Genomic DNA, 11,439 nt, shown 5'->3' with positions numbered 1-11,439 from the left:
GGGGATAAAATATGCGGGAACAGAATATGTGGAACCGGACGCTTATGGATCTTGTATTTCCAAGGAGATGTCCGATCTGTGATGCAGTTATGGCATATGGCGAACAGGGCATCTGTAACCGGCATAAGACGCTGCCATATGTGACCGGACCGGTCTGTATGAAATGCGGGAAGGAGCTTTCGGAAGCTGAACAGGAATATTGTGAAGACTGCAGGCGACACACCAGAAGCTTCGAGCGGGCATATCCGGTCTTTCGTTATGAGGAGCCGGTTGCATCCAGTGTGCTTGCTATTAAATATCATAATAAACGGGAATATGTGGATTATTATGGCAACCTTCTGGCAGAACGTCTCAGAAAAGCAGGGGTTGCAGACCGGATACAGATTATTCTTCCGGTGCCGATACATAAGCGCAGAAGAAAGAAACGTGGCTATAATCAGGCTGAGCTTTTGGCCGAGGTGGTAGGACGACAGCTTCATCTTCCGGTAGATAAGACGCATTTGCTCCGGGTATCAGAGACAGCACCGCAGAAGGAATTATCTCCGCTTGAACGCGCTAATAATATTAAACAGGCATTAGAAGTTAAGATGCTTCCGGCGGAATGGAAGACAGTGTTATTAATAGATGATATCTATACGACAGGGGCAACGGTGCAGGCATGTACAGAAGCCTTGCAGGAGGCCGGAGCGGAACAGATCTACGTCGGTGTGATATGCGTAGGAGAAGGCCGATGAGAGGACTTGGCTTATAGTCGGTTCTGTGATAGAATAAATGATATCTGCGGATATTTAAAAGAATCGGCAGGAGAAATATACAGAAATGGAAAAGGCGTATCAGCCGGGGTGAGAGATGAGATTTCGTCCGTGTATTGATATACATAATGGAAAAGTAAAACAGATCGTTGGCAGCAGCCTTCAGGATGAAGGCAATACTGCGAAGGAGAATTTTGTATCTGAGTATGACGGGGCTGCATTTGCAAGGATGTATAAGGCTGCCGGGCTACATGGTGGACATATCATTTTATTGAATCCTGCGGGGAGCGGGTACTACGAAGCGGACTGCCATCAGGCAGAGCTGGCGCTTACGGAATATCCGGGAGGGCTGCAGATCGGCGGCGGAATCAATGCCGAGAATGCCGGACGGTTTCTTGATATGGGAGCATCCCATGTGATCGTCACATCCTATGTCTTTAAGAATGGTGAGATCAACTACGATAATCTGACTGCGATCAGACGGGCAGTCGGAAAGGAACATTTGGTGTTGGATTTAAGCTGTAGAAAACGCGAGGACGGATACTACATTGTGACAGATCGCTGGCAGAAGTTTACAAATGTGAAGATAACAACAGATACATTGGACATGCTTTCCGATTATTGTGATGAATATCTGATCCATGCTGTAGATGTGGAAGGTAAGGCATCCGGTATAGAGATGCATATCGCAAAGCTTCTTGGAGATTGGGGCAGAATGCCTGTAACTTATGCAGGTGGTATTGCATCATTTGATGATCTGGATAAGCTCCGTGTGTTGGGGAAGAGCCGAATTGATTTTACGATAGGCAGTGCACTTGATATTTTTGGAGGCCATATGAAGTATCAGGATGTTTTGCAGTATTCAGATCAGTAATGAAGTGTTGAATGAACACAGAGTTATATGTACAGTTGAGAAGGAAGGTACATAGCAATATAGAAAACATGGAGGGACAATAAGACATGAGAAAAATGAAGAAGGTTGCAGTCATGTGCCTGACAGCAGCGATGACGATGTCGTTGCTTGCAGGCTGTGGCGGAGCAAAGAAGGATACCGATGGTTCGACTTCTGAGACAGAAGTGACAACAGAGGTATCAACCGAAGAAGAGACAACCGAAGCTACGACCGAAGAAGCAACAACAGAGGAGGAACTCGGGGTGTCAGACGGCGATAAGGTGATCAATATCAACTTTGATGATAAAGATACCGATGGTTTCCATACTTATACAAATGGTGGAAATGAAGAAATGACCAATGAAGATGGAGAACTTCGTATCAATATTAAGAAGACGGGAAGCGTAGACTATGCGAACCAGATCTATTATGATGGATTCCGTCTGTATCAGGGTTGTGTCTATGAATATTCCTTCGATGTCCGTTCTGATCTGGAACGTACGATCGAATGGAGATTACAGATCAATGGTGGAGATTATCATGCATACACCAGTGATGTGATCACGATCGGACCGGAGACACAGCATATCACAGCACAGTTTAAGATGGAGGAGGATTCCGATCCTGCACCAAGACTTTGCTTCAACATGGGAAAACAGGAAGGTATGACCGGAGATGAAGCAGAGCATAATATTTATTTTGATAATATTTTATTAGAGGCAGTTGACGCTTCCGGCGCACAGCAGGTAGAAGCAACACCTGATCCTATGGCTATCAATGTGAACCAGGTGGGCTACATGACCGGTGACTCCAAGGTCGCTACCGTGATCGGAAAAAATGCGAAATCATTTGAAGTAATTGATGTGGCATCAGGAAAATCTGTATATTCAGCAGATCTGCCGGAAGAAGCTACCTACGATCCACCATCAGAGATGTTCTGTAAGCAGGCGGATTTCTCATCCGTAAAGGATGCAGGAACCTATAAGATCAAGACAGATGATGGAGAAGAATCAGTGGAATTCAAGATCGGTGACGACATTTACGGAGATCTGTATAAGGATGTCGTGCTGATGCTTTATAATCAGCGTTGCGGTGTGGAGCTTGATAGCAGCATTGCAGGTGAATTTGCACATCCTGCCTGCCATACAGGTGAAGCGGTTGTATACGGAACAGATAAGAAGATCGATGTAACAGGCGGCTGGCATGATGCCGGTGATTATGGACGCTATGTTGTATCAGGTGCAAAGACAGTACAGGATCTGTTCTTAACATATGAAGACAATGGATATAAGGCAGATGACATCGGTATTCCGGAGAGCGGAAACGGTGTGCCGGATGTCTTAGATGAAGCAAGATTTGAGCTGGATTGGTTGCTCAAGATGCAGGATGCAAATGGTGGTGTATATCACAAGGTAACCTGTGATGTATTCCCTGAGACAGTTATGCCGGAAGAAGAAACCGCACAGCTGATCGCATGTCCGGTTTCAAATACAGCGACCGGAGATTTTGCGGCTGTTATGGCAAAGGCTTCAGTTCTTTATAAAGATTACGATGCGGATTTTGCAGCAAAATGTCTGGATGCATCAAAGAAGGCATATGAATACCTGAGCGGTAATATGGATGCTTACGGATTCTCAAATCCGGACGATATCGTAACAGGTGAATATCCGGATACGATCTTCCGTGATGAGACGATCTGGGCAGCGGTAGAATTATATGCAGCAACCGGAGATGCTTCCTATAAGAAGGCTGCCGATGCGATCATTGAGGGTAGCGATATCGTAAACTATGGACTTGGATGGGCAGATGTCGGATATTACGCTCTGTATGACTACATCAAATATGACGGCGGTTCTGCCAAGGCAAACGAATTGTTCTTCAATGAAGTAGATAAGACCGTAGATCAGATTAAAGACAACGGTTTCGGTGTATGGGTATCACCAACCAAGACATTTGCATGGGGAAGCAATATGAATATTGCAAATAAAGGAATGTTACTTCTGATGGCAAATAAGCTTAAGCCAAATGCAGATTATGTAAAATATGCTTCATACCAAAGAGACTATCTGCTTGGAAGAAATGCAGTTGGCTACTGTTATGTAACAGGCTATGGTACAAGAACTCCGCTTCATCCGCACCACAGACCATCTCAGGTATTAGAGGTAGCAATGCCGGGTATGTTAGTAGGTGGCGCAGACAGTAATCTGGAAGATCCATATGCAAAGGCTGTTCTTCTGGGCAAAGCACCGGAGAGCAGATATGCAGACAATGCGCAGTCATTCTCCTGTAATGAGGTGACGATCTATTGGAATTCTCCGATGATCTATCTGATGTCAGGACTTGGCAACACGAAATAAACACACAAAATAACACACACATAAATAGCACAGCCGATCGGGATAACTGTTCGGCTGTAGCTGGTATAAGAGAGTTTTCATTATGGACAAAATAAAGAAGTTATTAAAAAAAGAAATTGTCAGATATGTAATAGCAGGTGGGGCAACTACGGTTGTAAATATTGTATCTTTTTATCTGCTGCGTCTGTTTACCGATTTGTCAAGAAGCGTAGCGAATATCATAGCTATATCACTGGCGATTTTATTCGCATTCTTTGCAAATAAGTTTTTTGTGTTCACAGAGAGCAGTAAAAAAGATGCAGGAACGCTGATACGGGAATTTATCTCCTTTGTCGGAACGAGGCTTCTTGCGATGCTGGTTGAAGTTGTCGGCACGAATCTGTTATGTGATTCGTTCCGCTACAATGAATTTATATCGAAGATCATTGTTCAGTTCTTTGTAGTCATAATCAATTATGTATTCGGTAAGTGCTTTGTCTTTAAGAAAGAAAAAACGTCAATCCGGATATTTATGAGAAGAAATTATCTTATCCTGCTTGCGGGAGTGATTCCTGCGTGCTTCCTTTTAGGGGTATGGATCGCGGAAAAGATCGGACCGTTTGGAGGAAACAGTCTGACTATGGTAGACAGTCTTCATCAGTATCTTCCGTTTTTCTCAGATTATTATGACAAGTTAAAGAATGAAGGCAGTCTGTTCTATACATGGGATATCGGACTTGGAAGTAATATGTTGGCGATCATCGCATATTATATTGCATGTCCGATCAATTTCCTTGTTGTATTATTCAAAAGAGAACATATCTATATAGCAATGAGTTTGTTCATCGGAATCAAGATCGTACTTTCCGGTATGTCATTTGCATATTATATGCGTGAGAAATGCAGGAATTATAAGACATATGATGCTGCGATCCTGATCTTCTCAACGGCATATGCGATCAGTAATTATGTGATCGGATATTCATGGAATCTGATGTGGATGGACTGTATCATGATCCTTCCGCTCATCATGGCAGGCTTTGAGCGTATGACAGAGAGTGGGGATTATAAGCTCTATGTTCTGTCTTTGTTCTATGCGCTGATGTGTAACTATTATATGAGTTTTATGATCTGTATCTTCCTCGTTATGGTCTTTCTGCTGACAAACCATAAGAGTGTGAAGAGATTCTTTACCGATGGCTTCCGATTTGCCGGATGCTCTCTGCTGGCAGCGGGTATGTCGGCATTTCTGTTGATCCCGGCATATCTGGGATTGAATACAACAGCGTCGGCGACCAGAGTATTTCCGAAATGGGAATGGTATGGAAGTATATGGGATCAGATCAAACAGCTGTTTTATCTGACGAAGCCGATCAAGAACCAGCAGTTTGACGGCGGCCTGAACATTTATTGCGGAACGATCTGTTTTGTTCTGGTATTTGTCTATCTGTTTAACCGGAACATTAAGCTGTGGGATAAGATAAAGAATGTGATCATTCTGGTAGTGATCTTTGCAAGCTTTAATAATAAGCTGTTGAATTATATCTGGCATGGCTTTCATGATCAGTACGGAATTCCGAACCGATTCTCATTCCTGTTCATTTTCCTGATGCTTGCCATGTGCTGTGAGGTGCTTCTGCTTCTGGATAAGAAAGATACCTTTGCGGTACTTCTGGCTGTAGCGTTTGGATATGGTTTCCTGATCTTATCCTATAAGAAGTGTACGATTGAGCGTCAGACCCTGATCTGGACTGAGATATTCCTGACGGTATATGCATTGTTAATACTGGCATTTACCCTGACAAAGGGAGTCTGGCGGAAGCTTGTCATATATGTACTGACCATAGCCTGTCTGGTAGAGACGGTCACAAATGGAATTAAGGGATATGACAGCAACGGATATGTCGATATCAGCCAGTATTTTGGCATGGAATCATCGATGAATCAGGCGATCGATACACTGGACTGTAAGGATAAGGCATATAGGGTAGAGCTGATGAATACAAAGATCGTAGATGAGCCTACTTATTATAATCTTAAGAGCGTCTGTCTGTTCGGATCGACAGTGTCCGCTGATCTGGTTGATATGATGCATGACCTTGGATATTACACAGGCGCAAATGAATTCCTGTTCGACGGCGGTAACACCTTATCCAATTCATTACTGCGTGTGCGTTATCTGTTACAGAGAGAGGGCGAATATAATTATTTTGATGTCAACTATGTAACAGATGTAGATGGAGTGAACATATATGAAAATCCATATGCGTTAAGTCTTGGCTACATGGTAAATAATGACCTGTTAGATTATGATGGTACGATCGGTAACATGTTCGATACCTTAAATCAGTTCGTGAAGCTGTCAACCGGTGTGCCGGGTGTATTCTCACAGTTATATCCGGAAGTAACGATGTACAGTGATAACTGCGAGCTGTCACATGATAGTGATACCAGTGAGTATTATTCCTATACAAGAACGGACAACAGTAAGTGCGATTTCCAGCTGAGCTTTGATGTGACGGACGAGTCTGCAGATATCTATATTCTGGCAAACAGCTCCGGTATCAATAAGGTAAGGATCTATGTAGACGGAGAGGAACAGAATTATGAGAGACTTCAGAACCAGACTTACCATGTCGGACATCTGGTTCAGGGACAGACCGTAACGGTTGAGTATTGTTTTCAGAGTTCACAGGCGAACAGCGGAAGTGCCAGATTGGTCGTATCTTCCTTTAACTGGGATTCCTTCTTACAGGCATATGATATATTAAGTGCTCAGCAGATGCTGGTTGGTAAAATGGAAGATGGTTATGTGAAAGGATATATGACGATCGACTATCCGGGACTGCTGTTTACATCCATCCCGTATGATAAGGGTTGGACAGCTTATGTAGATGGCAAGAAGTATGAGATCGATACGGTAGGAAATGCTTTCATAGCCTTGAAGCTTGCGGCCGGAGAGCATGTGATCGAGTTCAGGTATTTCCCACCGGGCTTGAAGCTTGGACTGATTCTTACATTTGCATGCTGGATCTTGTTCGGATTCTTATGCGGAAGAACACAGCTTCAGAATCGCCTGGAAGGTGCGGCATCCGGCAAGCGGAGACGCAGAAGTCGGTCAGGTGAAATCTCCGATGTAGAGCCATCAGATATAATAGAGGTATCAAAGGATGATGAGAGGCTTCCGGAGTCTGTACGGAATGAAGCTGAACCGCCGACAGATGATGATTATTACAAGCATGTAGATGAGATCCTTAAGGATGTATTTGACGATGACAAGAAGTAGAAATCGGGAATCTGAGCATCTGCAAGGCGACCATTTGAAGGCTGTAGATAGGATGTATAACATAGATAAAAAATGAGTGGCGTACATCCGGTAAATTTGTTTATATCTGACATATTATAAAAAGAAACAGAATAATGTTGTTAGTTATATATAGTAAAAAATATCAAAAAAGGCCTATAGATTTTATGAAAAATCTATAGGTTTTTTTATCATCTCGTTGACCTTAACATTCATTTATAATATAATAACATGTGGAGTCAAAGTATTAGATTCAAAAAAGTAGAAATAGAGGTGCATCAATGGAGAAAATTAAGGAGTTGGGTTGGAAACCGGTCGCAGCAGCCGGTGCGGTACTTGGTCTTCTGGCTGGTATCTTAGGTGTTGCAGGGGTAGGAGCGGGTGCTCTGATCGTTGGAATACTTGCTGCGATTGTAACATTTGGAGGCTTGTTTATCGTCTGCGGTGACAGTGCCGGAGGCAATGGTGGAAAGGGAGATAAATATAAGAAATTATTTATGAACCTGCCAATCGGATTTGCGCAGGCAAAGATCATAGAAGATCCTGTAAACGGAACCAGTTATCAGATCGTAGATGCAAACGAGATCTTTGGCGAGTACTTCAAACTTGATGTCAGTGATTACACCGGCAAGAACCTGAAGGAGAGCAAGATTGAAGTTCTTCAGGATATCAATGCATGGTTCACGGCATATAATAACTCCGGAACAAAAGAAGGAGATCTGATGGATGTCGAGATCACGATGGAATCCCTTCAGAAGGTATTCAATACCGTAATGTATAAGTCAGAAGCAGATTACATTAACATGGTCGTTATCGATATCACAGATCAGAAAGATACAGAGAACAAATTGTCCAAGGCAATTGTTGATGCGAATGCAGCCTATAAGACACAGGCTGAGTTCCTTGCAAATATGAGCCATGAGATCCGTACACCTATCAATGGTATTCTGGGTATGCTCCAGCTTACATTGATGGCAGATGATCTTCAGGCAGATTACAGAGATAATCTTGTAACCGCAAAGAACTGTGCGGATACATTGCTCCGACTGATCAATGATATTCTTGATATCAGTAAACTGGAAGCAGGAAAATATAAGATCAAAGAAGAAACATTTGATATCAAGCAGGCGATCGAGGAGACGGTTGCTGCACAGGTACCACTTGCAAATAATAAGGGGTTACAGCTCGACTGTTCATTTGGAAACAATATTCCAAAGCTGGTAAAGGGCGATGGACAGAGAATTCAGCAGGTATTAAACTGTCTGTTATCAAACGCGATCAAGTTCACCTCTGAAGGAAGTGTCCGTGTTAAGATCGCATCCATGGATATGGAAGGGGAAAATAAAGTTAAGATCCGTATGGCGGTTGCAGATACCGGAATCGGTATTTCAGAAGCAAACATGAGCAAGCTGTTCATCCGTTTCAGTCAGGTTGATTCTTCTGATACAAGAAGATACGGCGGATCAGGACTTGGACTTGTAATCACAAAGCAGATCGTTGAACTGATGGGTGGTAACATTCAGGTTCAGAGTAAAGAAGATATTGGTTCTACTTTCATCGTAGAAGTACCTATGAAGGTTGTAAAGGCATCTGATGATGCATTAGAAGAGGTTGAAAAGGAAGAAGAACCGGCAGTATTCTCAATCAATGCACACAGCAAAGCAAGAATCCTTGTAGCAGAGGATGAACCGGTTAATCAGCAGGTAATCGGTAAGCTGCTTGGTATGGCAGGCTTCTCTTATGATATTGCAGAGAATGGTCAGAAAGCAGTTGAACTCTTCAAGCAGAAGATCTACGATGCCGCTTTATTCGATGTACAGATGCCTGTTATGGATGGTATCGCAGCTACGCAGGAGATCCGTGAGATCGAGCAGAAGGAAAAGAGAAAGAGACTTCCAATTATCGCAGTAACGGCGAGAGCGATGTTCGGCGATAAGGAACGAATCCTTGAGAATAAACTGGACGATTACATAGCTAAGCCATACAATCTGAATGATGTTGTTGAGACATTAAATAAATATATTGATGATTAACGTAAGGGGGTCATTTGAAAATGGCAGGTAATTTTTTTCAGAATGCATTTGAAAAGACAAAGTCATTAGCCAATCAGGCAGTTGACAGTACAAAATGTGCTGCACAGAAGACGAAGATAAAAGGTAAGATCTCATCTGAGAATTCAAATCTTGACAGAATCTATACAGAGATCGGAAGATATTATTACAATCTGAATAAGGAAGAAGCACCGGAGGAGATCAAGCATCTGTTCGACAGCGCTGCAAAGGGCCTGGAGAATATCGCAGCTCTGGAGAAAGAGTACAGAGAAGTAGAGGAACAGGAACACCGTATTATGAACAGTGGCAACCAGTATCAGCAGACGCCACCACAGGGTATGTATAATCAGCAGATGAACGGAATGCCGCCACAGGGTATGTACAATCCACAGATGAACGGAATGCCACCACAGGGTATGTATAATCCGCATATGAATGGAATGCCACCACAGGGCATGTATAATCAGCAGATGAATGGAATGCCACCACAGGGCATGGCACCGCAGATGAACGGAATGCCACCACAGGGTATGTATAATCCGCAGATGAACGGAATGCCACCACAGGGCATGGCACCACAGATGAACGGAATGCCGCCACAGGGTATGGCGCCACAGATGAATGGAATGCCACCACAGGGTATGGCACCACAGACGAATGAGATGCCACCGCAGCAGAATGTCGCACCTGCACCACAGGCAGAGCCTGTACAGGAATCTGCACCGGCAGCTGCACCTACATCCCAGCCGGAAGCAGTTCCACAGAACGAAGAAAATGTTTAAATAAAAAACAGACATAAAAATACAGTCCCCATATAGCCAGGTTAGTTATATGGGGGCTGTGTTCGTTAATTTGTTGTTTCTGTTGTTGAGTCTTCCGTTGGTAATACTGCATCTCCGGGAGGATTTCCATCTTCCCATTCACAATCCGGAAGCTCCCCAATTACTGTTTCGGTATAAGCAAGCTGAGATTCATTCGCCATGCGGTATATATTATATTCATAACAAAGCCCTGCAAAGAGGAGAGTTAAGATCGCGATCATTAAGAGAACCAATGTAGATCTGATATAAGCAGAGGTTGAAAGATCTTTTTGCAGGGTCTCTCCATCCTTTGATGTAAGATAAGTGATCACTTGATCTTTGGGCTCTCCAAATTCTTGTTTTAATGTAGTTAAAGTGATAACAGCACCTGTCTCGGCATATTCCTCTATCGTAGAACGGATATCTGAAAGAAATTGTCGCTCCATTTTACGATACACAGGAAGTGTTCGTTTTATATCATGTAAATAACGCTTAACTGCATGTTGTTCCTGCTTATTCATGGATTTCCTCATCTCCTGTATAGTTTAAAATATTATTGATCGCCTCGTGTGTTTCCCGGTAATCTTTTAACAGAAGCTCTAAACGCTTTTTACCCGAAGCTTCCAGATGATAGTATACACGCATTAGACGTTTCCCGGCAGGCATCTTATAATCAGAGATCAAGCCTGCATCAATTAATTTGTATAGTGCCGGATACAGTGATCCTACAGGTATATCCATGACACCATTTGTCTGTTCTTTTAAAATCTGAGTTAATTCATATCCATAATAGTCTCTCAGACTTAACAGATACAGAACCATAAGTTCAACAGATCCCCTCCTGAAATTACTTTTGTTGTTGTCCATAGCAACACCTCGCTTATATTTGAATCTATTAATTCTTAAGGTTATGTGTTCCGAATATAGACTTATAGATTCCTAATATATTATAACATAGGATTTTTATAAGTAAAGTATTATATGATATAAAAGTTAAACTTATATATAGAAATACTTTATTTAGAAAAGCTAAAATATTGTTGACAAAGGGATAATGCAGAGTTAATATAGTGCGTGTAATGATACAGGGATTTATGAGCATGCAATTATATTATCTATCTGGTTACAGATTGGTAAGTCAAAAGAAGTGTACAATTTTAAGAATCATTGTGAAGACTTGTCAATAGTATTTAAATGAAGGAGGGAGGATAACGAAAAGCAAATTTTTTGGTAATGGGTATAGTAATATTCGTTAGACATAGAAAAATATTCAAAAAAATGTTTCAGATAAAAGAGGTAAAAAC

At 42.4% G+C, this 11,439-nt stretch carries 8 protein-coding genes; 6 read left to right on the top strand and 2 right to left on the bottom strand.

Annotated features, from left to right (window positions below):
* Positions 1-11 precede the first annotated feature (11 nt).
* From CLOL250_RS02500 to CLOL250_RS13225, 6 genes are all read left to right on the top strand, one after another.
* Positions 12-734 carry a ComF family protein gene (locus CLOL250_RS02500; protein ID WP_008400445.1) on the top strand — a complete coding sequence of 241 codons (723 nt, stop codon included), beginning with the start codon at positions 12-14 and terminating at the stop codon, positions 732-734.
* A 115-nt stretch (positions 735-849) separates the two neighbouring features.
* Positions 850-1,626, top strand: coding sequence for a phosphoribosylformimino-5-aminoimidazole carboxamide ribotide isomerase (gene hisA, locus CLOL250_RS02495; protein ID WP_008400441.1), 777 nt, complete (start codon positions 850-852; stop codon positions 1,624-1,626).
* 86 nt (positions 1,627-1,712) lie between these two features.
* Positions 1,713-4,001 carry a glycoside hydrolase family 9 protein gene (locus tag CLOL250_RS02490; protein ID WP_008400439.1) on the top strand — a complete coding sequence of 763 codons (2,289 nt, stop codon included), beginning with the start codon at positions 1,713-1,715 and terminating at the stop codon, positions 3,999-4,001.
* A gap of 82 nt (positions 4,002-4,083) precedes the next feature.
* A complete protein-coding gene (locus tag CLOL250_RS02485; protein ID WP_008400437.1) occupies positions 4,084-7,266 on the top strand; it encodes a GtrA family protein in 3,183 nt (1,060 codons plus the stop codon).
* A 299-nt stretch (positions 7,267-7,565) separates the two neighbouring features.
* Entirely contained in the window at positions 7,566-9,317 is a 1,752-nt protein-coding gene (locus CLOL250_RS02480) for an ATP-binding protein (RefSeq protein ID WP_008400436.1), read from the top strand.
* Positions 9,318-9,337: 20 nt separating this feature from the next.
* Positions 9,338-10,117, top strand: a complete 780-nt coding sequence (locus CLOL250_RS13225) for a hypothetical protein (RefSeq protein WP_008400434.1) — start codon at positions 9,338-9,340, stop codon at positions 10,115-10,117.
* Between the two features lie 65 nt (positions 10,118-10,182).
* On the opposite strand, the gene CLOL250_RS02470 is transcribed toward CLOL250_RS13225, so the two are convergent.
* Positions 10,183-10,656 carry a DUF6120 family protein gene (locus CLOL250_RS02470; RefSeq protein WP_008400433.1) on the bottom strand — a complete coding sequence of 158 codons (474 nt, stop codon included), beginning with the start codon at positions 10,654-10,656 and terminating at the stop codon, positions 10,183-10,185.
* Entirely contained in the window at positions 10,649-11,002 is a 354-nt protein-coding gene (locus tag CLOL250_RS02465; protein WP_008400431.1) for a PadR family transcriptional regulator, read from the bottom strand. The genes CLOL250_RS02470 and CLOL250_RS02465 overlap by 8 nt, the downstream gene beginning before the upstream one ends.
* Positions 11,003-11,439 lie beyond the last annotated feature (437 nt).

It is taken from the genome of Clostridium sp. L2-50, assembly GCF_000154245.1.
Taxonomy (GTDB): domain Bacteria; phylum Bacillota; class Clostridia; order Lachnospirales; family Lachnospiraceae; genus Coprococcus.
The sequence above is the reverse complement of the archived record's forward strand: the minus strand, read 5'-3'. Positions and strand labels throughout refer to the sequence as shown.

Coding starts and splice junctions, on each gene's coding strand:
- hisA (WP_008400441.1), top strand. CDS start 850: ATGAGATTTCGTCCGTGTATTGATATACATAATGGAAAAGTAAAACAG.
- CLOL250_RS02500 (WP_008400445.1), top strand. CDS start 12: ATGCGGGAACAGAATATGTGGAACCGGACGCTTATGGATCTTGTATTT.
- CLOL250_RS02490 (WP_008400439.1), top strand. CDS start 1,713: ATGAGAAAAATGAAGAAGGTTGCAGTCATGTGCCTGACAGCAGCGATG.
- CLOL250_RS02485 (WP_008400437.1), top strand. CDS start 4,084: ATGGACAAAATAAAGAAGTTATTAAAAAAAGAAATTGTCAGATATGTA.
- CLOL250_RS13225 (WP_008400434.1), top strand. CDS start 9,338: ATGGCAGGTAATTTTTTTCAGAATGCATTTGAAAAGACAAAGTCATTA.
- CLOL250_RS02465 (WP_008400431.1), bottom strand. CDS start 11,002: ATGGACAACAACAAAAGTAATTTCAGGAGGGGATCTGTTGAACTTATG.
- CLOL250_RS02480 (WP_008400436.1), top strand. CDS start 7,566: ATGGAGAAAATTAAGGAGTTGGGTTGGAAACCGGTCGCAGCAGCCGGT.
- CLOL250_RS02470 (WP_008400433.1), bottom strand. CDS start 10,656: ATGAATAAGCAGGAACAACATGCAGTTAAGCGTTATTTACATGATATA.